This is a genomic window from Cellulomonas pakistanensis, from assembly GCF_016862755.1.
Classification (GTDB): domain Bacteria; phylum Actinomycetota; class Actinomycetes; order Actinomycetales; family Cellulomonadaceae; genus Cellulomonas; species Cellulomonas pakistanensis.
The window spans coordinates 57,798-79,969 of the sequence record NZ_BONO01000012.1 but is presented as its reverse complement, the minus strand read 5'-3'; the positions used below and the strand labels follow the sequence as shown (position 1 = coordinate 79,969).

Sequence of the window (22,172 nt, the reverse complement as noted above, 5' to 3'; positions counted from 1 at the left end):
TCATGGATGACCTGCAGCGATGCACCGGCGGCGACGCAGTCGCCGACGCTGCGCTGCCGGTCTACGGGCCCGACGGGACGTGCCTGACGGACTACGGTCCGGACCCGGTCGTCGAGGCTGGCGGGGCGCCGCGGACGGGCGAGCAGCGGCAGGTCGAGGCGATCGCGGGGTGCCCGCCCGGGCCGGTGCTGGACGCCTGGCTCCGGGGGTTGGACCTGACCGTGCTGTCGCCGATGATCCTGCTCGAGGTCGTCGCGGCGCGGTCCCGGATGCAGGCGCACCAGCACGCGGGGGCGTTGGAGGCGATCGCGGAGCTGGCCTCGCGCGCGGAGATGAGCCCGGACTGGTCCCCGCTGGCCGGTGCGCCGCCGGTCCAGTCCTCCGTGGCGGGCGACGAGCTGTCCGCCCGGCTGGGGTGGTCGCGGGGTGCCGCGAGCAAGACGGTCCACCGGGCGCTGGTGCTCGACGGGATGCTGACCGCCACCGGCGAGGCGCTGGCCGCGGGCCACGTCGACGCCGCGAAGGCCGAGGTGTTGGCGTCCGGGCTGGCGGACCTGCCGTGGCAGGCGGCGCACGCCGTGGAGGACGCGGTGCTGCCGGACGCCGACCAGTGCTCGGTGGCCGAGTTCCGGCAGCGGGTCGAGCGGGAGATCCGGCTGGTCGACCCCGACGGCGCAGCGGGCCGGCACCAGCGGGCACGCTGCACCCGGCGGGTGACGCACCCGCGGAGCCGGCCGCACGGGATGGCCGCGATGTGGGTCGTCATGGCAGCGGAGGACGCCACCCGCGTCGACGGGGTGCTCGACCACGCGGCGCGGGCCGCCCAGGCCGTCGGTGACGGCAGGACGCTGGACCAGCTGCGCGCCGACGGACTGCGGGACCTGGTGGTCGGGGACGTCCCGCCCGGCGACGGCCCGGCGGTCGAGGTGCGCCTCGACCCGCCCGCGCCGGCGCTGGTGCCGGACCCGCGCGAGCCCCGCCGCGACCTGGAGACCACGGTCCGCCGGAGGCCTGTGAAGCTCGGGCGGACGGAGGCCCGCCCGACCGCCACACTCGTCCCGGTCGACGCGTCCGACCTCGCCGCCTGCGCGCCTGCCGCCGCCGAGTCGGCCGCACACGCTCTCGCGACGTCCACGCCTGCCGCACCCGGGCCCACGGCGCCCGGGCCCGCAGCGCTCGAGCGTGCTGCCGCCGAGCCCACAGCCGCCGAGCCCGCCTCTGCCGGGCCCGCCGCCGAGCCCGCCGTCGCCGGGCCCGCCGCACCCGAGCCCTCCGCGCACCGGCGCCGGGCAGCCGAACCCGTCGCACCTGCGACCGAGACCCCCGACCCCGCTGTCGCCCTCGCACCCGCCGCCCCGCACGACCCGAACCCGTCCCGCGGGCGCTGCGGCTGCGCGCGCCCCGGCGCCGAGGTCCGCGTCACCGTCTCCGCGGCCACGCTGCTCGATGTCGACGACGCCCCGGCGGACCTCGAGGGCTACGGCCCGATCGACGCCGTCCGCGCCCGCGCCCTGGCCGCCGGCGGGGTCTGGCGGCGGATCCTCACCGACCCGGCCACCGACCGCGTCCTGGACGTCGGGCGCCAGCGCTACCGCCCCCCAGCGGCCCTGGCCGAGCACGTCCGGACCCGCGACGGGACCTGCACCTTCCCCGGCTGCACCGTCCCGGCCCGCCGCGCCGACCTCGACCACACCCTCGAGTACCACCCACGCCCCGGCGCGCCCCCGGACGAGCCCCTGGGCCGCACCGACGCCGACAACCTCGGCCCGCTGTGCCACCGCCACCACCGCCTCAAGACCGACGGCGGGTTCCGGCTGCGCCAGATCGAGCCAGGACTGTTCGAGTGGATCACGCCCGCCGGGCACCGCTACCTCGTGCGCCCCGGCACCAGGCAGACCCACGACGCCACCGCCGATCCGTACGACCGCCCACCGCCGTTCTGAGCGTGAGGCTGTCCGGACCCTCGGGTCGTGCGGTCCGGCGCGTGGGTGGGCCCCGTGGGGATCGAACCCACAACCCGCGGATTAAAAGTCCGCTGCTCTGCCAGTTGAGCTAGAGGCCCGGGAGGTGAGGGGATTCATCGGAGGAACCCTCGGGACAACTCCCGTGTCGCCCCGGGTGGTGGGACACCGCTCCGAGGACGACGAAGTCGAAGGTACCGCCTCGCCGGGCAGGCGTGAGACCAGCTGCTGCCGTCCCGGCGACGGACCAGTCATGGGGTCGTCGGTCTTCGTCCTGCGTCCAGCACCCGGCGCCCGCGCTCGGTGAGTCGGTCCACGACACGCGTCACGACCACGACCCCGGTGGCGGTCACGGGCACGGTGGCCCAGCCCTGCTGCCCGGTGACCGCGGACAGGACCACGCCCGCCGCGCAGAACGCGAAGAGGCCTGCCCAGAACGCCACGAGGATGGAGGGGCGGCGACCGTCGTGCTCCGTCACCGCCTGAACCCCACTCGCTCGATCGTCAAGGTGTCGCCCGGCGCCGTGACCATCCTCCAGATCATGGAGAACGGCAGCCTGGTCCTGATCTCGACGCGCTCGCCCGGGACCAGGTCGAGGTCCATCGCCCGGGAGGTCGTCCAGTCCATCGACGCGCGCACGCGGTGCCGCCCCGGCGGCACGTCGACCTCCGCCACGGTGCGGGGCTTCAGGAGTGCCACCGGTTCCCCGTCGACCGTGACGCGGATGCGCCGCAACATGCCGGCTGAGTCGTCGCCACGGGACAGCACGAGGCGCGCGGGCGGACCCGGCACGGTCGGCCCGGCGACACCGCGATCGTCCCGTCCTCCCTGGCGTGCCCGGACGGCGACCGCGGTCCACCCGACGACAAGGACGACGGCAGCACCGAGCGCCGCCGGCAGCGACGGCTCGCCGTCCCCCGCGACCACCACGATCACCACCGCGACCAGCCCGAAGGTGCTCGCCGCCACCATCAACCAGAACGACAGGTCGCGCTTCACGCCGTCACCAGTCCAGGCCGAGGAGAGACAGCACGATCATCACCGCACCGAGCGCCATCCAGCCCACCCCGAGGCGACCCGTGGTCCGCCCGGTGTTCTTCGCGCGGACCCGCCGGACCACGGCGCCGTCGCCGAACGTCTGCTGCTGCATGGCCGACCGCGCGTGCGACCCGCTCCCGGTGCCGGACCAGTGCGGCGCCCGCGAGCAGCACGACCACCCCGGTGAGTGGAGCCGGCCAGAAGACCGTCACGCGATACCCCTTCCCTGCAGCACCGTCATGACGTCAGCGACCGGACTGCGACGAACGCCACCGCCGCGAAGCCCACGACGGCGGCCGTCGCCTGGACCCGTCGGCGCCGCGGCGGGTCGTCGCGGAACCGGAAGAGCAACCACGCCGCCAGCAGGACGAGCGCCACGGCTACCGCCGCCTCGGCCGCCGGGATGCTGCCGCCGCCCGTCCCTGTCACCGGCTCCTCCACGAACCGTGGCCGCGGTCGCCGTCCTGCCTCGCACGGCGCCGCTGCCGATATGACACGACCGCGATCGCCAGCATGAGCACAGTCAGGAGCCCGAGCAGCACGAACAGCCAGGCGGGCGCACCCACGGCGGCACCGGCTGCGATCACGACCACCTCGCAGACCGCGATGGTGGCGTACAGCCCCCAGTGCGGCAGCGGGCCGCGGGCCTTGGTGAGGCCGAGGAACCGCAGGACGTCGCGGGTGGTGGTCATCGCCGCCGCAGACACGTCACGAGCGCGGGAGCGGGCCGACGGGGGACGTCGCCGCTCTCAGCACCCCGCACGCCGTCCGCCCTCCGTCACCGACCCGTGCCTGCACTCTGCATGGTCGGCCGCTACCCGGCCGGACGAACCGGACATTTCACCCGGACGGGCGACCCGTGCGGCGCAGCGAGGAGCAGGAGGTGCCGTCACGACGAACCGGGCCCTGCCCCCGGCGCCAAGCCCGACCCGGACGGCTGGCACCCATCGAGGACGAGAGGATCAGCCGGCGACGAGGTCGGCGGCACCACGTCGGGGGATCGTCACCGCGGAGCGGCCGCCCTCGCCGCCCGGCCTCACGGCGCGGAGGTCGCCACTCCCGCATCGACCTCCGAGCCGGCGCCCGGGCCGAGCTCGGGCAGGTCGACGTCGAGGCACGACATCGCCACCGGGTCCCCGCCGGCCAGCGCCGTGACGCGCGCCGCCGCCTCCGACAGGCGCTCCTCGGGGAGGGTGCCGTCGCGTACCGCCTGGACGAGCCCGTCCCGCATGCGGGCCGCGTGGTTGCCGTCGGTCGTCAGCACCGCGTCGGCGCCGGCGGAGACCGCCTGGACCGCCGCGGCGGGGAAGTCCCAGCGCAGGTTCACCGCCCCCATGCCGACGGAGTCGGTGATCGCGACGCCCTCGAAGCCCATCTCGCGCAGGAGGGCGTACGCGCGCGGGCTCAGCGAAGCCGGCAGGTCCGGGTCGAGCGCGGCGTACTGCAGGTGGTTCAGCATGACGACGGGTGCGCCGGCGTCGACGGCCCGCTGGAACGGCAGCAGGTCGGTCGCCGCCAGCTCGTCGAGGCTCGCCTCGACCAGGGACGACTCCACGTGCGAGTCGACCGCCGAGCGACCGTGACCGGGGAAGTGCTTGACCGCCGAGGTGACGCCCGCGTCGGCGAGCCCGCGCGCGTACGCGAGCCCGTACGCCGCGGCCTCCTCCGGGTCGGCGCTGAAGGAGCGGTCGCCGATCACGCCCCCGGACGGTCCGTCGTCGAGGTCCAGCACCGGTGCCAGGTCGAGGCCGACGCCGACGGCCGACAGCGCCTGCCCGGTGGCGGCGGCCTGCGCGCGGACGTCGTCGGGCGATCCCTGCGCGGCCATCCGACGCGGCGACGGCCCGGGCCCGACGACGTCGCGCATGTGGGCGACCCGCCCGGACTCCTCGTCGGTGGCCACGAGGACCGGGCGGGGCGCCGCCGCGCGCAGCCCCGCGGTGAGCGCCGACACCTGGTCGGCGCCGTACGCGTTCCCGCCGGCGAGGAACACCCCGCCGACGCCGAGCGCGGCGACCTGCTGCGCGAACGGGTCGTCCGCGCGCGTGACCCCGGGCAGCCCGACGACCAGCACGGCCGCCGCCCGCTCCTCGAGGGGGGAGGGAGTGCAGGTCGGCGTGGGCTCGGGGATGGCGGACGGCGCGGCGGTCCGGGCGGGCGCGGACGCCGCCGTGGGCGCGGGTTCCGGTGCGCCGCGCCCGTCCGCCGCCGCCCACGCGAGCGGCACGGCGGCGAGCCCCACCGCGACGAGCGCGGCGGCCGCGGAGCCGCGCGCCCGGCCGGGCCGGGCCGCGCCGCGGGCGTGCCGGGGCGGCGGCCCGGAGGGGCCGGGCGTGGTGGGGGAGCTCACCACGGCAGGCTACGTGCCGCGCCCGGGGCAGCGCCGCCGAGGGCGGGACGGCGCCGTCGCCGCGCTACGCGGTGCGTCGCGGGAGCCGGGCCACGTCGAGGTAGAACCGCCCGATGCGACGCACGGCGCCGCTGAGCTCGTCCCAGTTCAGCGGCTTGGTGACGTACGCGCTGGCGTGCGCGGCGTAGGACCGCAGCACGTCCTCCTCGGCGGCCGACGTGGTGAGCACGATGACGGGGATCGGCGCGAGGTCCGGGTCGGCCTTGATGTGCTCGAGGACCTCCCGGCCGTTGACCTTCGGCAGGTTCAGGTCGAGCAGGATCAGGTCCGGCCGCGGCGCGTCCGCGAACGGACCCCGGCGGTGGAGGAAGTCCAGCGCCTCGACGCCGTCCTCGACGCACCGGAGGTTCCCGGAGGCGCCGTGCTCGTCGAACACCTCCTCGACCAGCAGGCGGTCGCCGGGGTCGTCCTCGACGAGCAGGACACGGGCGTCGTGGGAGGTGAGCACGGCCGAGTGTGACACGATCCGCGGCGCGCGGCGCGGCCGGCGAGGGTCACCTCGCGTCGGCCGTTGCCGGCGTCGTCCGCCGGCTGAGCCGGAGGCAGCGCAGCCCGACCGCCGCCACGACGAGTGCCCCGGCCGCGACCGTCTCGGGGAGCAGCAGGCCCTGGGGCACGGACGCCCACCCGGACGCGAGGTCCGACCCCGTGAGCGCGGAGGTGAGCAGCCGGCCCGGGACGCTCCGGGCGTCGACGGCCCGACGTCGAAGTCGCGCGTGTGGGCCTCCATCGTCTGAGGACGGCATGCTCGCGGGTCCGTGACCAGCGGGAACAGCCCGGGACGGTCACGCGACCGTACCGGCCCGGTCACGGCGTCAGGCGTCCAGCGGGACGGTGCGGCGCAGGACGTGGGAGTGCGCGCGGACCGAGGGCAGCGCGCGCCGGTGCACGACGCGCTCCCGCGCCGCCCGCAGCCGGCGGGTGAGGCCCCAGCCGGTGACCTTGACGAGCGACTCGCGCACGATCGCGCCGCCCATCTTGGACTCCCCGCGCACCCGCTCGGTGAACGTGATCGGCGCCTCGACGACGTCGAGTCCGGCCTGCAGCGCGCGCCAGACCAGGTCCAGCTGGAAGCAGTAGCCGTGGGACTCCACCTGCTCCAGGTCGAGCCGGGCGAGCGCGGTCGAGCGGTAGACGCGGAACCCGCCGGTGGCGTCGCGGACGTCGATGCCGAGCGCGAGGCGTGCGTACAGGTTGCCGCCGCGGCTGAGCACCGTGCGGTGCAGCGGCCAGTTCTCGACGCGGCCGCCGGGCACCCACCGGGAGCCGAGGACGAGGTCGTGCCGCTCGGCGAGCGCGATCATCCCCGGCAGCGCCTCGGGGTGGTGCGATCCGTCGGCGTCCATCTCGACCAGCAGGTCGTAGCCGTGCGCCTGCCCCCAGGCGAACCCGGCGAGGTAGGCGCGCCCGAGACCCTCCTTGCCGGCGCGGTGCAGGACGTGCACCGCGGGGTCCGCCACCGCGAGAGCGTCCGCGAGCTCACCCGTGCCGTCGGGGGAGGAGTCGTCGACGACCAGCAGGTGGGCGGCGGGCACGGCCGCACGCACGCGGCCGACGATCCACTCGAGGTTCTCCAGCTCGTTGTACGTGGGGACGATGACGAGGGTGCGGGCCATGACGGACCTCCGGGTGGTGGCGGGCGTGCGGGTGGGGCGTGATCAGGCGACCTGCGACGCGAACACGACGAGGTTGTCCTCGTAGTGCCCCGTGGCGGGGTCCCAGTCGCCGGCGCAGGTGATGAGCCGGAGCTGCGGGGTGGGGGTGCTGCGGTACACCTCGGACGTCGGGAAGTCGGCCTTCGCCGCGTGCAGCGCGCGGTCGACCGCGAACGTCCGGGTGCTGCCGTCGGACAGGGTCACGACGATCTCGTCCCCCGGGGCGAGGTCGGCGAGGTCCCAGAACACGGCAGGCCCCGTCGGGGAGTCGACGTGCCCGGCGATCACGGCCGGGCCGGTGGCCCCGGGGACGACGCCCCGGTCGTACCAGCCGGCGCTCTGCCAGTCCGACGGGGGCCGGATCCGGCCGTCGTCCTGCAGCCCGAGGTGCTCCAGGCCGGAGTCGACCCCGAGGACCGGGACCGACACCCGGGTGGGCACGACGCCCGCCGCGGGGGCGGACCCCGTCGCGGACGGCGCCGGGTCCTGGAACCCCGGCGCGGCGGCGGACCCCGGGGCGACGGCCTGCGTCGCGGGGGCGGGTCCCGGGGTGGCCGGAGCCCCCGCGGGCCCGCCGGCCGGCGCCGCGCACCCGGCGAGGAGCAGCAGCGAGGCGCACAGCACCTCCGCCCGGGCGCGGCGGCGCGCGCCCGTCACGCGGCGTCCCCGAGCGGGGCGCAGCCCCCGAGCGCGTCGGACTCGAGGAGCGCCCGGCCCAGCGCCGCCCAGGCGGCGCCGTAGTACGTGGGGGCCGCCTGCGCGGCGCGGTCCGCGCGGTCCAGGTCGTCCGCGGCGCCGATCACGTCGCCGTCGGCAGCGCGGGCGGCGGCGCGCCCGACCCAGGCCACCGGGTGCCCGGCCTCGGAGCCCTCGAGGGCGGTGCCCCCGAGGTCCAGCTCGGCAGGCAGGGAGTCGTCCCCGGAGCCCAGGGGGCCGGCGAGGCGCGCGGCGAGCGCGGTGTCCTCCGGCGCGCACGACTCGGCGTACCGGACCGGCAGCCGCGCCGCGTCGTAGCCGTACCGGACCGACTGGCCGGTGCCGGCGGCCCCCGGCATGGCCTCGACCGTGCCGTCACCGTGCACCTGGGCCCAGTCCGGCGGCAACGCGCTGACGTCGAGCAGGGCCGCGGTGGTCGCGGCGGACCCCGACGCGAGCTCCGCCCAGCGGGGGTCGCCCGTCGCGTCGCCGAGCACCGCGTAGGCGGCCGGCGAGGCGTACGAGGGGTTGTAGCCGTAGGGGTCGGCGGCCGTCGCCCACACGCCCGGTGCGAGCACCCGGCCGAGGGCGGTCCCGACGGTCATCCGGTCCGCGACGTCGGCGGCCAGCGAGGTGCCGGCCTCGGTGTACGCGGGCTCGTCCCACGCCGCACCCGCGAGCACCAGGGCCCGGGCCGCGTCGAGGTCGGCGTCGGAGGCCGGCTCCTCGTCGACCACCGCGCCGTCGTCCCACCGCCAGGCGAGGAGGCCGTCGGCGCGCACCAGGTGCTCGGAGGTCCACCCCCAGATCTCGTCGAACGCGGTCCGGTCGTCGGCGACCACCGCGAGCAGCAGGCCGTACGCCTGGCCCTCGGAGACCGTGTCGCCGCCCTGGTCGCGGCGCACCACGCGGCCGTCGTCGACCCAGCTCGCGAGGAACTCGTGCGCGGCCTCGGGCGCGGTGCGCGTCGCAGGGACGGCGGACGGGGCGGACGGGGCGGGCGCGTCGTCCGGGGCGGCGCCCGGCGGCGCGCCGTCCCGCGTCCCGAGCGCCACGGCGGTCCCGACGAGCGCCGCGGCGAGCAGCACGATCACGAGCAGCTGCAGGCGGCGGCTCACCGGCCCGACCCGCCCTTCGCCTCCGCGGCCGCGGTCGCGACCCGGCGGAGGGCGAGCACCACGCCCCCGGCCCCGAGCAGCCCCGCGCAGGCGGTCAGCGCGACGGGGAGCGGGGCGGGGGTGGTGGTCGGCGTCGCGGCGCCCCAGCCGCCTCCCGTGTCGACGCCCTCGGCGGGCGTCGCCCCGGGTGCGGCGGCGTCCAGCACGACCGCGACGGTCTGCGACCGGTCGGCGGTGTCCAGCACGAGCAGCGTGCTCACGGTTCCGCCGGCCAGGTCGACCTGCGCGGTGCCGGAGGCGTCGCCGCCCAGCTCGAGCGTCCACGCCCCCGCGGGCACGGTCGCGTACCCCGTGGCCGCACCGGGCGTGGCGCCCTCGGTGACCACCGTGCCTGTCGACGTCGTGACGTCCACGCTGTCCGCGACCGTCGAGGCCTGGACCACCCGGATCCGGGACTCGCCGTCGGCCGGGTTCGTGAGGTCGTCCTCGTACACCGCGGTGCGCAGGGCGGCGTTCCGGCCGTACGCGGCGACGGTGACCGGTTCGCCGGGCGTCACGGTGAGCGACTGCTCGATGGCCGGGTCGGTGCCCTCCGGCGCGTCGGACGGCACCATCGACACCACGTACGTCCCGGCGGGCAACGTCAGGTAGTCCGAGACCTGGCCGTAGGCGACGTCCTCCAGCTCGTAGAGGACGGCGCCCCCCGCCAGGGCCGTGAGCTCGACGTCGACGGCCTTGGTGTCGGGGGACAGGTGGGCCACCCGCGCCCAGCCGTCGGTCGCGGTGGGCTCGGGGGGCGCGGGGGCGGCCTGCGCCGTGGCGGCGCCGGTCAGGGCGAGGCCGCCGACGAGGACGGCGGCCGCGGCGCCCCCCAGGGTGCGCCGGGTGCGCGGGGCGGGGGCCAGGGCGGTGGGCAGGTGCGTCGAGGTCATGCGGTGTCCTTCCGTGGGGCGGCACGGGTCCGTGCCGTCGGGCGGTCCTGCGGGGTGGTCGGGGACGGGCGGGGCGCTCAGCCGACGCCCGGCAGCAGCCCGGCCGGCTCGGCGACCGAGTAGGTGACGCGCACACCCCCGTCCGCGACGGCCGAGGCGTCGGGCGCGGCCGGGCCGTCGAGGTCGGCGAACCAGGCGGCGGTGGTCGCGCCGGCCGCCGACCCGTCCTCGGCCGTCACCAGGACCTGGCGCCGGACCGCGTCGCCCTCGCCGAGGCTGATCGGGAAGTCGGCGACCGTCACGTCGGCCGTCTGCAGCCGGGACGCCAGCGCGAGCAGGATGCGCGAGTCGACCATCCCCGACTCGAGCAGCGCCCGGGTGTCGCCCTGCAGCGTCAGGCCCGGGTTGCGGGCGAGGTCGGCGCCGGCGCGTGCCCGGGCCTCCCGCGAGGCGGCGGTGGTGGCGTCGGCGCTCGCGAGCCCGGCGGGGTCGACGCGGCGGACGTCGACCTGCGTCGAGCCCTCGCCGAAGCTGGCGACCACCTGCGAGTTCGCGATCGTCTCGCTCACCTGCGGGAACGCGGTGGGGAACGTGCGCATCGAGTCGGTCGTGATCACGTAGTCGACGTCCTGCCAGCCGTTCGGCAGCAGCGCGGCGACGGCCGGGTCCGTGTCGACCTTGTAGTACCAGAGCACGTCGTCCCGGTCGAAGCCCGCGCGCACCAGGTCGACCCACATGGCGTCGTCGACGACCAGGGTGCTGCCGCGCGGCACGTTCGTCTCGACCCAGTCCTGCGCCTGACGCATCGGCTCGTCGAGGTCCGCTCGGAGGAACCCGCGCAGCTGCCCGCCCCACAGCGGGACGGCGACGACGGCCGCGGCGGCCACGCCGGCCACCCACGCCAGCCGCAGGCCGCGGCCGGCGGTCCCGGTGCCCCGGGGGTGCCGCACCCGGCGGACCGCGGCGTCGGTGACGCCCGCGACCAGGAGCGCCGCCAGCGGCAGCAGCACGATCACGTAGGGCACCGGCACGTACCCGCCCGGTCGGAGCAGCACGGCGGTCAGGCCGAGCAGCAGGAGCGCGAACGGGCGCAGCCGGCGCACGGCCAGGGCGGCCACCCCGGAGACCAGCCCGGCGACGATCAGCACGGGGTCGAGCTGCCACCACTGGCCGAGCGTCCGGCTGACCAGGCTCCCGGCGTCGAGCGGCGAGCCGCTCGAGTCCCGGTCGGCCAGCTGGAACATCACGCCGTCGACCAGGCTCACCCGGTCGGCGCCCGGCAGCAGCTCGCCCTTGACCGTGGCGAGCACCAGGTAGGAGGCCCCGATCAGCACGAGCACGCTGCTCGCGACGGTGAGCGTGTACCGGCGGGTGCTCGGGGCGGCGTACCGCCACAGCAGCCACGCCAGCAGCGGCAGCGCCAGCAGGAAGGTCTCCTTGCTGAGCACCGCGACGCCGAACGCGGCCGCGGCGCCGGCGTGCGCGGCCAGCTGGTTGCGCCGGGCCGTCGCCAGCAGGAACGCGCCGAGCAGCCACGGGGTCGCCACGTTGTCCAGGTAGACCGAGCGGTGGAACTGCAGCGCCAGCGGCGACAGCGTGAACACCAGCAGCGCGGCCGTCGCGGCCGGGCGGCCGAGGCCGAGGCGGCGCGCGAGGGCCCACAGCAGCGCGGCGGCCGCGAGCGTGAACGCCACCATCGCCTCGCGCCCGGCCAGCACCGCGACGTCGTACCGGTCGAAGGCGCCGGTCAGCCCGGTCCACCCGGCGATCTGGATCCAGCCGACCGGCGGGTGGTCGTACCAGTAGGTGTAGTGCGCGATCTCGCCGAACGCGCCGATCGCCCAGGCCTGCGCGGTGTAGGTGCCCTCGTCGTCGATCCGCTGCGGGGAGCCCCCGAGGTTGACGAGCTGCACGACCGCCGACAGCACCAGCGCCGGCGCCAGCCAGGCGTAGTTCAGCGCGCGGGCGCGCAGTCGCGCGCGGGTGGCGCGGCGGGGGCGAGGGGCGGGGGCGGCCTCGGGCGGCTCGGGCCGGACCGGGGGTCGTTGCAGCGTGCTGGTCATCGGGCGACCTCCGTGGTCGGGCGGGTCGCACCGGCGGCGACGGCGGCCCGCTCGGAGCGGGTCGGTGCGACCGCGGCGTCGCGGTGCGCGCCGGTGTGCTCGGTCTTCTCCCAGCTGTTCTCGCCCCTGAGCTGGCGGAGGACGGCCCGGACGGCGGCCGCGGCGAGGAACACCTGGAAGGGGAAGGTGCCGAGGACCAGGCGGAGGTAGTCCCGCACCCGCGGTCGGCGGCCGTACAGCCGGCCGAACTCGGTGAGGCCGGCGACCTCGACGGCGACCGTGACGACGGTCGGCACCAGCGGCAGGAACGTGAGCAGCGCGAGCGGAGTGGGCACCTTGACCAGCAGGGCCACGGCGACGGACACCGGGACGAGCAGCCCGGTCGCCGCCTGCAGGAACGGCATCGACAGCAGGTACCGCGCGAAGCCGCGCTGTCGCCACGTCGGCAGCGAGCGCCACTCGCCCTTGGCCAGCACCTGCAGGAAGCCCTGGTTCCACCGGGTGCGCTGCTTGAACAGGCTGACGAACGTCCCCGGGGTCTCCTCGCGGGTCACGACGTCGGGCGAGTAGGCGACGACCACGCGGGCTCCGGCGCTGGACAGCCGGACGCCGAGCTCGCAGTCCTCGGCGAGGCAGGCGTCGTCCCAGCCGTCCGACCAGTCCAGCCACTCCCGGCGCACGAACACCGTGTTGCCGCCGAGCGGGATGAACCGCGAGCGCGCGTGGAAGTGCAGGCGGGACCGGAACCAGAAGTAGTACTCCAGCACGTTGCGCAGCGACCACCAGGTCGACTGGAAGTTCATCAGCTGCACGCCGCCCTGGACCACGTCGGCGCCGGTCTCCTGGAACCGGGTGTCCACGAGCTCGAGCAGGCGCGGGTGCACCTCGTCCTCGGCGTCGAAGACGCCGATCACGTCGCCGGTCGACACGGTGAGCGCCAGGTTCAACGCCTTCGGCTTGTTCTTCGGCACGCTGTCGTCCACGACGACCCGGATCAGTCCGGGGTGCCGGGCGGCGGCCTCCCGGGCGACCAGCTCGGTGCCCGGGTCGTCGTGCCCGACGATCGCGATGATCTCCAGGTCGGGGTGCGACTGCGTCGCCAGGCGGTCGAGCGTCTGGCCCAGCACCTCTTCCTCGTGCCGGGCCGGGACCAGCAGGGTGAACCGGTGGGCCGCGCGGCGCGGGGTCTCGGAGAAGCGGGTGGCGGTGAGCGCCTGCGCGTCGCGCCAGGCGTGCAGCATCCACCACAGCGTGGTGAGCGCGACGGCGGTGAGGGCCAGCGCGACCAGGGCGATCGCGCCGTAGCCGAGCCACTCGCCGGGGGACCACTCGGGGAGGAGCCCGCTCGCCGTCCCGGGCGCCGGCACGGCACCGCTGTCGACGGGTTCGGGCGCGACCGGCGCCGGCGCCGCGGGTTCGGGGGTCAGCAGGGGACCGGGCTCGGCGGCGCCGGGTCGGGCGGTGGTCAGCAGGGGTCCCGCGGTCCGGGTGCTCAGGGTCATCGCGCTCCTCGGGTGGTCCGGTCGGTCGTGATGGCTGGGTCCGGGACACGGTCGCGGGGGCCGTGCCGACGGCGTTCTCAGCGGGGGTTCGGAGCCGGCAGGCGCCCGGATGGGTTATTTGTCGGATTTATTCCGACCGGCGGTCCGCGGAACACGATCGCGCGGTAGCCGACGTACCGGACGACGGTGCCCAGCCCGACTCCGACGACGTTGCCCGCGACGTTGTCCGCGAGCTGCGACGTCAGGCCCAGGACGTAGTGCGAGACGAACAGGCACGCCGCCGAGGCGAGCAGGCCGACGACGTTCGTCGCCGCGAACAGCAGCGCCTCGTGGGCGACGGGGCCGCCGCGACGGTCCCGGAACGCCAGCGTGCGGTTGCCCAGCCAGGCCACGGTGGTCGCGACCGTCACCGAGGCGACCTTCGACCAGATCGGCGACTCCTCCAGCACCGTGGCGCGCAGCAGGTTGTAGACGCCGACGTCGACGACGAAGGCGACGGCGCCCACGCCGCCGAACGCCACGAGGGACCGGAGGGTCGCGCGGCGCCTCGACGCTCGGGTCGCCGGGGGGCGTGCGTCCGTGGCCGAGGTCGTCGCCGAGGGGGTGGTCGCCATGGACGGGGTTCGGAGCGACCGGGGGCGCGGATGGGATCAAACGGACTATTGGGGCGAACCGGCGAGCCCGGCCCCGACGGGACGGGCCCGTCGCCCGGACGAGTGGCGGACGACCCCGCGCGCACGGATCCCGTCAGGACCGCGCCCGTGCCCGTATGGGAACCGTCAGGATCGCCGCCGGCGCTCCCGCCGGGGCGTCAGATGGTCCACGGCCCCCGCCGGACGCGGAGGGCCGCCGCGCCGCCCGACCCGGGCGCTGCGGCTCGTCGCGAAGGGAGCCCCCTCGTGCTGGACCTGGTGTTCGTGGTGACCGTGGTCGCCCTGTTCGCGCTCGTGGGCGCCGTCGCCGCGGGGGTCGAGAAGCTGTGATCGTGCTCGACCTGGTCGCGGCGGCGCTCGGCGTCGCCGCGGTCGGCTACCTGGTGTGGGCGCTCGTGAAGCCGGAGCGGTTCTGATGGCCGCGTGGACGGCCGTCGCGCAGGTCCTGCTCGCGGCCGGGGTCCTGGCGGCCCTGTACCGCCCCCTCGGCGACTACCTGGCGCACGTCTACACGTCCGCGCGGGACCTGCGGGTCGAGCGCGGCCTCTACCGGCTGATCGGCGTGGACTCCCGCTCGGAGCAGTCGTGGCGCTCGTACGTGCGCAGCGTGCTGGCGTTCTCGCTGGTCGGCGTCCTGCTGGTGTACGCGCTGCAGCGGATGCAGGCCTGGCTGCCCTGGGACCTCGGCCTGCCGGCGCCGGGGGAGCACCTGTCGTTCAACACCGCCGTGTCGTTCGTGACCAACACGAACTGGCAGTCGTACTCCCCGGACGTCACGCTCGGCTACGCGGTGCAGGCGCTCGGCCTGGCGGTGCAGAACTTCGTGTCCGCCGCGGTCGGCATGGCCGTCGCGGTGGCGCTGGTGCGCGGGTTCGCCCGCCGCCGCACGGGCACGATCGGCAACTTCTGGGTCGACCTCACCCGCGGCACGCTGCGGGTCCTGCTGCCGGTCTCGGTGCTGGCCGCGGTCGTGCTGATCGCCGGCGGCGTGATCCAGAACTGGGCCGGCTTCACCGACGTCACGACCCTCGCGGGCGGCACGCAGTCGGTGCCCGGCGGGCCGGTCGCCTCGCAGGAGGCCATCAAGCTGCTCGGCACGAACGGCGGCGGCTTCTTCAACGCCAACTCGGCGCACCCGTTCGAGAACCCGAGCGGCTGGACCAGCCTGTTCCAGGTCCTGCTCATGCTCGCGATCCCGTTCTCGCTGCCGCGCACGTTCGGCCGCATGGTCGGCTCGCACAAGCAGGGCTACGCGATCCTCGGCGCGATGGTCACGATCTTCGTGACCAGCCTCGTGCTCCTGACGGTCGTCGAGTCGCGGGGGATGGGCACGGCCCCGGAGCTGGCGGGCGCCGCGATGGAGGGCAAGGAGCAGCGGTTCGGCATCGCCGCCACGACGCTGTTCGGCAGCGTCAGCACGCTGACCTCGACCGGCGCGGTCAACGGCATGCACGACTCGTTCACCGCGCTGGGCGGGCTGTTCCCGATGCTCAACATGATGCTCGGCGAGATCGCCCCCGGCGGCGTCGGCTCCGGCCTGTACGGGATGCTCGTGCTGGCCGTCCTCGCGGTGTTCGTCGGCGGGCTGATGGTCGGCCGGACGCCGGAGTACCTGGGCAAGAAGATCGGCCCGCGCGAGATCAAGCTCGCCTCGCTGTACATCCTCGTGACCCCGACGCTGGTGCTGGCGGGCACGGCCCTGTCGTTCGCGATCCCCGCGGTGCGGGCCGACGTCGAGGCGACGTCGATCTGGAACCCGGGCGTGCACGGCTTCTCCGAGGTGCTCTACGCGTTCACCTCCGCGGCGAACAACAACGGCTCGGCGTTCGCCGGGCTGACCGCGAACACCCCGTGGTTCAACACCGCGCTCGGCGTCGCGATGCTGCTCGGCCGGTTCGTGCCGATCGTGCTGGTGCTCGCGCTGGCCGGCTCGCTCGCCGCGCAGGACAAGGTCCCGGCGACCGCCGGCACGCTGCCCACGCACCGGCCGCTGTTCGTCGGCCTGCTCACGGGCGTCACCGTCGTGGTGACCGCCCTGACCTACTTCCCCGTTCTCGCGCTGGGTCCCCTGGCGGAAGGTCTGTGAACCGCATGTCCACCCTCACCACGCCGGCCGGCCCGACCGCGACCGCCCCGGCTCCCGAGCACGACACCTCCGCGCCGCGGCGCGCGTTCAGCCTCCGCCAGCTCCGCGAGGCGCTGCCCGAGACGTTCCGCAAGCTCGACCCGCGCCTCATGTGGCACAACCCGGTGATGTTCGTCGTCGAGGTCGGCGCCGTGCTCACCACGGTGCTCGCGGTCGCCGAGCCGTTCACGGGCGGCCCCGAGCGGTCCGGCGGGACCGACACCCCCGTGACGTTCACGGCGGGCATCGCCGTGTGGCTCTGGCTCACGGTGCTGTTCGCGAACCTCGCCGAGGCCGTCGCCGAGGGCCGCGGCAAGGCCCAGGCCGACAGCCTGCGCCAGACCCGGTCCAGCACGACGGCCACGGTGGTCGACGGCTACGACCCGGCGCGCGACCCGGGCGCCGAGCGCGCCCGCACCCGGTCGGTGGCCTCGCCGGACCTGACCCTCGGCGACGTGGTGGTCGTGACCGCCGGGGAGCTGATCCCGGGCGACGGCGACATCGTGCACGGCATCGCCTCGGTGGACGAGTCGGCCATCACCGGCGAGTCCGCCCCCGTGGTCCGCGAGTCCGGCGGCGACCGCTCGGCCGTCACCGGCGGCACCCGGGTGCTGTCGGACCGGATCGTCGTGCGGATCACCTCGAAGCCCGGCGAGACGTTCGTGGACCGGATGATCGCCCTGGTCGAGGGCGCCGCGCGGCAGAAGACGCCGAACGAGATCGCGCTCAACATCCTGCTCGCGTCGCTGTCGGTCGTCTTCGTGGTCGTGGCCCTGACGCTCAACCCGATCGCCGGCTACTCCGGCGCCGCGGTGAGCGTGCCGGTGCTCGTCGCGCTGCTGGTCTGCCTCATCCCGACGACGATCGGCGCGCTGCTGTCGGCGATCGGCATCGCCGGCATGGACCGGCTGGTGCAGCGCAACGTGCTGGCGATGTCGGGCCGTGCGGTCGAGGCGGCGGGCGACGTGACGACCCTGCTGCTCGACAAGACCGGCACCATCACCTACGGCAACCGGCGCGCGGTCGCGTTCTTCCCGCTGGCCGGCGTCGACGCCCACGACCTCGTGCGGTCCGCCGCGCAGGCCTCGGCGGCCGACCCGACGCCGGAGGGGAAGTCCATCGTCGACCTCGCGGCGGACCAGGGCGTGGCGGGCGACGCCGCGACCGTGGCGGCCGGCACCGAGGTCGTCCCGTTCACCGCGCAGACCCGGATGAGCGGCGTCGACCTGCCGGACGTCACCCGGATCCGCAAGGGCGCCGGCTCGGCCGTCGTCGCGTGGCTCGAGGAGGAGGGCGCGCTGCCCGGCCCCGTCCGGCGCGAGCTCGACGGGCACGTGGAGCGCATCTCCTCCGAGGGCGGCACCCCGCTGGTCGTCGCCGCGAAGGACTGGTCCGGCCGCGGCCGGGTGCTGGGCGTCGTGCACCTCAAGGACGTCGTCAAGGACGGCCTGTCCGAGCGGTTCGCCGAGCTGCGCGCGATGGGCATCCGCACGGTGATGATCACGGGCGACAACCCGCTCACCGCGAAGGCCATCGCGGCCGAGGCCGGCGTCGACGACTTCCTCGCCGAGGCCACCCCGGAGGACAAGCTCGCGCTCATCAAGCGCGAGCAGGAGGGCGGCAACCTCGTCGCGATGACCGGCGACGGCACCAACGACGCCCCCGCGCTCGCGCAGGCGGACGTCGGCGTCGCGATGAACACCGGCACCTCGGCCGCCAAGGAGGCCGGGAACATGGTCGACCTCGACTCGGACCCGACCAAGCTGATCGACATCGTCCGCATCGGCAAGCAGCTGCTCATCACCCGGGGCGCGCTCACCACGTTCTCCATCGCGAACGACGTCGCCAAGTACTTCGCGATCATCCCGGCGCTGTTCGCCGGGGTGTTCCCCGGGCTCGCGGCGCTCAACGTCATGCAGCTGTCGTCGCCGGCGTCCGCGATCCTCTCGGCGATCGTGTTCAACGCCCTCGTGATCGTCGTGCTGATCCCGCTGTCCCTGCGCGGCGTGACGTACCGCGCCGCGGCCGCCTCGTCGGTCCTCGGGCGCAACCTGCTCGTCTACGGGCTCGGCGGCGTCGTCGCCCCCTTCCTCGGCATCAAGCTGATCGACCTGGTCGTCAGCCTGCTGCCCGGCTTCTGACCGACCCTAGGAGACGGAACCATGAGCTCTCCCCGCACCACCTGGTCGCACCTGGGCGTCGCCCTCCGGGCGATGCTGGTCCTCACCGCGGTCCTCGGGATCGCGTACCCGCTGCTCGTCACCGGGCTCGGGCGGCTGCTGCCGGCCCGCGCCGACGGGTCGCTGGTCACCGGCGCCGACGGCACCGTCGTCGGGTCGTCCCTGATCGGCCAGTCCTTCGCGGACGCCGACGGCGCCGCGCTGCCGGCCTACTTCCAGTCCCGGCCGTCCGCGGCCGGCGACGGGTACGACGCCGCCGCGTCGTCCGGCTCGAACCTGGGCCCGGAGAACGCCGACCTGGTGGCCGCGATCGAGGACCGCCGCGCGGCGGTCGCCGCCCTGGAGGGGGTCGACCCGGCCGCCGTGCCGGCCGACGCCCTCACCGCGTCCGGCTCGGGCCTCGACCCGCACATCAGCCCCGAGTACGCCGACCTGCAGGTGCCGCGCGTCGCCGCCGAGCGCGGGCTGTCCGAGGACGAGGTCCGCGGGCTGGTCGCCGGCGCCACCACCGGCCCGGACCTCGGGTTCCTGGGTCAGGCCGGCGTGAACGTCCTCGAGGTCAACCTCGCGCTCGACCGGCTGGCGGGCTGAGGCGCGTGCACAGGGGCCGGCTGCGCGTCCTGCTCGGCGCCGCCCCGGGCGTCGGGAAGACCTTCGCGATGCTCGAGGCGGGACGGGACATGCGGCGCGACGGCAAGGACGTGGTGGTCGCGGTCGTGGAGACCCACGGCCGCCCCGCCACGGCCGCGCTGCTCGACGGCCTGGAGGTCGTGCCGCGCGCCGAGATCGAGCACCGCGGCGTGCGGCTGTCCGAGATGGACCTGGACGCGGTGCTGGCCCGGCGGCCGACGGTCGCGCTGGTCGACGAGTTCGCGCACACCAACGCGCCCGGCTCCCGGCACGAGAAGCGCTGGCAGGACGTCGCCGAGCTGCTCGACGCCGGCATCCACGTCGTCACGACGGTGAACATCCAGCACATCGAGTCGCTCAACGACGTCGTCCGGACCATCACCGGGGCGCCGCAGCGGGAGACCGTGCCCGACGCGGTCCTGCGCGCCGCCGACGACGTCGAGCTCGTCGACCTGGCGCCGCAGTCGCTGCGGGACCGCCTGGCCGAGGGCAACGTCTACCCCGCCGAGCGGGTGGACGCGGCGCTGTCGAACTACTTCCGGCTGGGCAACCTCACGGCGCTGCGCGAGCTGGCGCTGCTGTGGCTCGCCGACGAGGTCGACTCCGCGCTGCGCACCTACCGCGCGGAGCACGCGATCGAGGCGCCGTGGGAGGCGCGCGAGCGGGTGGTGGTCGCGCTGACCGGCGGGCCCGAGGGGGAGACCCTGCTGCGCCGCGGGGCCCGGATCGCGGCGCGGTCGGCCGGCGGCGAGCTGCTCGCCGTGCACGTCAGCGCCCAGACCGGGCTGCGGGACAGCAACCCGGGGGCGCTCGTCGCGCAGGCCGCGCTGACCGAGCAGCTCGGCGGCACGTTCCACCAGGTCGTCGGCGAGGACGTGCCGGACGCCCTGGTCACCTTCGCGCGCGGGCAGAACGCCAGCCAGCTCGTCATCGGCCTCAGCCGGCGCAGCTGGCTCAAGGCGGCGCTGACCGGCCCCGGCATCGGGCAGACCGTCATCCGGCAGGCCGGCGCCATCGACGTGCACATCGTCAACCACGCCGCCGCCGGCGCCCGACTCGCGCTGCCCCGGCTCACCGGCGCGCTCACCGTCCGGCGCCGGGTGCTGGGGTTCCTCCTGGCGCTGGTCGGCGGTCCGCTGCTGACCTGGGGGCTGGTCGCGGCGCGCAGCGAGCAGTCGCTGGCGAGCGACGTGCTGGCCTACCAGCTGCTGGTCGTCGTCATCGCGCTGGTGGGCGGGCTGTGGCCGGCGCTGTTCACCGCGCTGATGTCGGGGCTCACGCTGAACTACGTGTTCGTCGAGCCGGTGCACACGGTGACCGTCACGGAGCCGGTGCACGTGCTGGCGCTCGCGCTGTACGTGGCCAACGGTGCGCTGGTCAGCCTCGTCGTGGACCAGGCGGCCCGCCGCAGCCGGGTCGCCCGCCGCGCGGCCGCGGAGTCCGAGATGCTCATCGGGATCGCCGGCGGCGTGCTGCGCGGGCAGGACGCGCTCGGCGCGCTGCTCGCCCGCACCCGGGAGGCGTTCGCGCTGGACGCGGTCCGGCTGCGGGTCGGCGACGCGCTGCGGGTGGAGAAGGGCGAGCCCGCGGGGACGCGGCCGCCGACGGTGGTGCCGGTCGCCGACGACGCCGTGCTGGAGCTGCACGGCCCGCCGCTCGACCGGTCCGCGAGCCGGCTGCTCCCGGTGGTGGTCACGCAGGCCGCCGCCGCGCTCGAGCACGAGCGGCTGACCGCGACCGCGAGCGAGATCGCGCCGCTGCTGGAGACCGACCAGGTGCGCAGCGCGCTGCTGTCCGCGGTCAGCCACGACCTGCGCCGGCCGCTCACCGCCGCCGCCACCGCGATCAGCAGCCTCCGCGCGGACGACGTCGAGTGGTCGCCCGCCGACCGCGCGGAGCTGCTCGCCACCGCGGCCGAGAGCGTCGACACGCTCACCGCCCTGGTCACGGACCTGCTCGACGTCAGCAGGGTGCAGGCGGGCGTGCTCGGCGTCTCGTGCACGGCGACCGACGTCGACGAGGTGATCCTGCCCGCGCTCGACGAGCTGCACCTCGGCCCGGACGACGTCGAGCTGGACCTCGACCCCGACCTGCCCCGCGTGGTCGCCGACGCCGCCCTGCTGCGCCGGGTCGTGGTGAACGTGCTCGCCAACGCGGTGCAGCTCAGCCCGGCGGGCTGCCGGCCGCGCCTGACCACCAGCGCGTTCGGCGACCGGGTCGAGATCCGCGTCGTCGACCACGGGCCCGGCGTGGCGGCGGAGCGGTGGCCGGACCTGTTCCTGCCGTTCCAGCGGCTGGGCGACACCGACAACACGACCGGGCTCGGCCTCGGGCTCGCGCTGTCCCGCGGGTTCACCGAGGGGATGGGCGGGACGCTGACGCCCGAGGACACCCCCGGGGGCGGGCTGACGATGGTCGTGAGCCTGCCGACGGCGGGCGCGGGCGCGAGCGCGGGCACGGGCGCGGGGGCGGGCCGGCCGTGAAGATCCTGATCGCCGACGACGACGCCCAGATCCTGCGCGCCCTGCGCATCACCCTGCGCGCCCGCGGGTACACCGTGCTCACCGCGTCCGACGGGGCCGAGGCGATCGCCCAGGCCGCCGCGCACCGGCCCGACCTGTACCTGGTCGACCTCGGGATGCCGCGGGTCGACGGCATCGCCCTGATCCAGTCCCTGCGCGGCTGGACGCAGGCGCCGGTCCTCGTCGTCTCGGGCCGGACGGGGTCGGACGACACGGTGGAGGCGCTCGACGCCGGTGCCGATGACTACGTCACCAAGCCGTTCGACCTCGAGGAGCTGCTCGCGCGGCTGCGGGCCCTCGGCCGGCGCTCGACGCCCGCGGAGGGCGACGAGGGCCCGACGGTGACCTTCGGCGACGTCACGGTCGACCTGGCGCGCCGGCTGGTCACGCGCGCCGGGGCGGGCGCCGTGCACCTGACGCCGACCGAGTGGCAGGTGCTGGAGATCCTGGTGCGGCACCCGGGGCGGCTCGTCACGCGGCAGACGATCCTGTCGGAGATCTGGGGCGCCACGCACGTGACCAGCTCCGGCTACCTGCGGCTGTACCTGTCGCAGCTGCGCAAGAAGCTCGAGCCCGAGCCCGCCCGGCCGCGGTACCTGCTGACCGAGCAGGGGATGGGGTACCGGTTCGACCCGGACGGCAGCGCCGCGGCGGCCGGGGCTCCCGGCTGACGCGGGGCCGCGGCC

At 75.8% G+C, this 22,172-nt stretch carries 22 protein-coding genes and 1 tRNA gene; 8 read left to right on the top strand and 15 right to left on the bottom strand.

Going from position 1 to position 22,172, the window contains the following annotated elements:
* The first annotated feature begins 2 nt into the window (after positions 1-2).
* A complete protein-coding gene (locus tag Cpa01nite_RS18855; protein ID WP_203668524.1) occupies positions 3-1,943 on the top strand; it encodes an HNH endonuclease signature motif containing protein in 1,941 nt (646 codons plus the stop codon).
* 46 nt (positions 1,944-1,989) lie between these two features.
* Here the strand turns inward: Cpa01nite_RS18855 and Cpa01nite_RS09530 are convergent.
* The 15 genes from Cpa01nite_RS09530 to Cpa01nite_RS09460 all read right to left on the bottom strand — a co-directional run bounded on the left by Cpa01nite_RS09530 (position 1,990) and on the right by Cpa01nite_RS09460 (position 13,897).
* A tRNA-Lys gene (locus tag Cpa01nite_RS09530) sits at positions 1,990-2,062 on the bottom strand.
* A 150-nt stretch (positions 2,063-2,212) separates the two neighbouring features.
* The gene (locus Cpa01nite_RS09525) at positions 2,213-2,440 is read right to left on the bottom strand and encodes a hypothetical protein (protein WP_203668523.1); all 228 of its coding nucleotides are present in this window, start codon (positions 2,438-2,440) and stop codon (positions 2,213-2,215) included.
* Entirely contained in the window at positions 2,437-2,961 is a 525-nt protein-coding gene (locus Cpa01nite_RS09520; RefSeq protein ID WP_203668522.1) for a hypothetical protein, read from the bottom strand. The genes Cpa01nite_RS09525 and Cpa01nite_RS09520 overlap by 4 nt, the downstream gene beginning before the upstream one ends.
* A 4-nt stretch (positions 2,962-2,965) precedes the next feature.
* Positions 2,966-3,112, bottom strand: coding sequence for a hypothetical protein (locus Cpa01nite_RS09515; protein ID WP_203668521.1), 147 nt, complete (start codon positions 3,110-3,112; stop codon positions 2,966-2,968).
* A 125-nt stretch (positions 3,113-3,237) separates the two neighbouring features.
* Entirely contained in the window at positions 3,238-3,429 is a 192-nt protein-coding gene (locus Cpa01nite_RS09510) for a hypothetical protein (RefSeq protein ID WP_203668520.1), read from the bottom strand.
* The gene (locus Cpa01nite_RS09505; protein WP_203668519.1) at positions 3,426-3,692 is read right to left on the bottom strand and encodes a hypothetical protein; all 267 of its coding nucleotides are present in this window, start codon (positions 3,690-3,692) and stop codon (positions 3,426-3,428) included. The genes Cpa01nite_RS09510 and Cpa01nite_RS09505 overlap by 4 nt, the downstream gene beginning before the upstream one ends.
* A 344-nt stretch (positions 3,693-4,036) precedes the next feature.
* Positions 4,037-5,350 (bottom strand): glycoside hydrolase family 3 N-terminal domain-containing protein, encoded by a 1,314-nt coding sequence (locus tag Cpa01nite_RS09500; RefSeq protein WP_203668518.1) that lies wholly within the window; start codon positions 5,348-5,350, stop codon positions 4,037-4,039.
* Positions 5,351-5,414: 64 nt separating this feature from the next.
* Positions 5,415-5,858: a response regulator gene (locus Cpa01nite_RS18585; protein WP_239068668.1), complete on the bottom strand. Its 444-nt coding sequence runs from the start codon at positions 5,856-5,858 to the stop codon at positions 5,415-5,417.
* Positions 5,859-6,225: 367 nt separating this feature from the next.
* The gene (locus Cpa01nite_RS09490) at positions 6,226-7,026 is read right to left on the bottom strand and encodes a polyprenol monophosphomannose synthase (RefSeq protein ID WP_203668516.1); all 801 of its coding nucleotides are present in this window, start codon (positions 7,024-7,026) and stop codon (positions 6,226-6,228) included.
* A gap of 42 nt (positions 7,027-7,068) precedes the next feature.
* On the bottom strand, positions 7,069-7,722 hold the full coding sequence (locus Cpa01nite_RS09485; protein WP_203668515.1) for a class F sortase: 654 nt from the start codon (positions 7,720-7,722) through the stop codon (positions 7,069-7,071).
* Positions 7,719-8,879, bottom strand: a complete 1,161-nt coding sequence (locus Cpa01nite_RS09480; protein WP_203668514.1) for a glycosyl hydrolase family 8 — start codon at positions 8,877-8,879, stop codon at positions 7,719-7,721. Before Cpa01nite_RS09480 ends, Cpa01nite_RS09485 begins: the two co-directional genes overlap by 4 nt.
* Positions 8,876-9,811: a DUF4397 domain-containing protein gene (locus Cpa01nite_RS09475; protein WP_203668513.1), complete on the bottom strand. Its 936-nt coding sequence runs from the start codon at positions 9,809-9,811 to the stop codon at positions 8,876-8,878. Before Cpa01nite_RS09475 ends, Cpa01nite_RS09480 begins: the two co-directional genes overlap by 4 nt.
* Positions 9,812-9,888: 77 nt before the next feature.
* On the bottom strand, positions 9,889-11,874 hold the full coding sequence (locus tag Cpa01nite_RS09470) for a glycosyltransferase family 39 protein (protein ID WP_203668512.1): 1,986 nt from the start codon (positions 11,872-11,874) through the stop codon (positions 9,889-9,891).
* Positions 11,871-13,376, bottom strand: coding sequence for a glycosyltransferase family 2 protein (locus Cpa01nite_RS09465; protein WP_239068667.1), 1,506 nt, complete (start codon positions 13,374-13,376; stop codon positions 11,871-11,873). Before Cpa01nite_RS09465 ends, Cpa01nite_RS09470 begins: the two co-directional genes overlap by 4 nt.
* 77 nt (positions 13,377-13,453) lie before the next feature.
* A complete protein-coding gene (locus tag Cpa01nite_RS09460) occupies positions 13,454-13,897 on the bottom strand; it encodes a GtrA family protein (protein WP_239068666.1) in 444 nt (147 codons plus the stop codon).
* Positions 13,898-14,191: 294 nt separating this feature from the next.
* Between Cpa01nite_RS09460 and Cpa01nite_RS09455 the strand changes: the two genes are divergently transcribed.
* From Cpa01nite_RS09455 to Cpa01nite_RS09425, 7 genes are read left to right on the top strand one after another with little or no spacing between them, the layout of a single operon-like run.
* Positions 14,192-14,359 carry a hypothetical protein gene (locus tag Cpa01nite_RS09455; RefSeq protein WP_203668510.1) on the top strand — a complete coding sequence of 56 codons (168 nt, stop codon included), beginning with the start codon at positions 14,192-14,194 and terminating at the stop codon, positions 14,357-14,359.
* The gene (locus Cpa01nite_RS09450; RefSeq protein WP_203668509.1) at positions 14,356-14,445 is read left to right on the top strand and encodes a potassium-transporting ATPase subunit F; all 90 of its coding nucleotides are present in this window, start codon (positions 14,356-14,358) and stop codon (positions 14,443-14,445) included. The genes Cpa01nite_RS09455 and Cpa01nite_RS09450 overlap by 4 nt, the downstream gene beginning before the upstream one ends.
* Complete coding sequence (kdpA, locus tag Cpa01nite_RS09445; RefSeq protein ID WP_203668508.1) at positions 14,445-16,115, top strand: potassium-transporting ATPase subunit KdpA; 1,671 nt, start codon at positions 14,445-14,447, stop codon at positions 16,113-16,115. Before Cpa01nite_RS09450 ends, kdpA begins: the two co-directional genes overlap by 1 nt.
* Before the next feature lie 5 nt (positions 16,116-16,120).
* The gene (gene kdpB / locus Cpa01nite_RS09440; RefSeq protein ID WP_203668507.1) at positions 16,121-18,295 is read left to right on the top strand and encodes a potassium-transporting ATPase subunit KdpB; all 2,175 of its coding nucleotides are present in this window, start codon (positions 16,121-16,123) and stop codon (positions 18,293-18,295) included.
* A gap of 21 nt (positions 18,296-18,316) precedes the next feature.
* Positions 18,317-18,925: a potassium-transporting ATPase subunit KdpC gene (kdpC, locus tag Cpa01nite_RS09435; protein ID WP_203668506.1), complete on the top strand. Its 609-nt coding sequence runs from the start codon at positions 18,317-18,319 to the stop codon at positions 18,923-18,925.
* Positions 18,926-18,930: 5 nt separating this feature from the next.
* Entirely contained in the window at positions 18,931-21,447 is a 2,517-nt protein-coding gene (locus tag Cpa01nite_RS09430) for a DUF4118 domain-containing protein (RefSeq protein WP_203668505.1), read from the top strand.
* A complete protein-coding gene (locus tag Cpa01nite_RS09425) occupies positions 21,444-22,157 on the top strand; it encodes a response regulator (RefSeq protein WP_203668504.1) in 714 nt (237 codons plus the stop codon). Before Cpa01nite_RS09430 ends, Cpa01nite_RS09425 begins: the two co-directional genes overlap by 4 nt.
* Positions 22,158-22,172 lie beyond the last annotated feature (15 nt).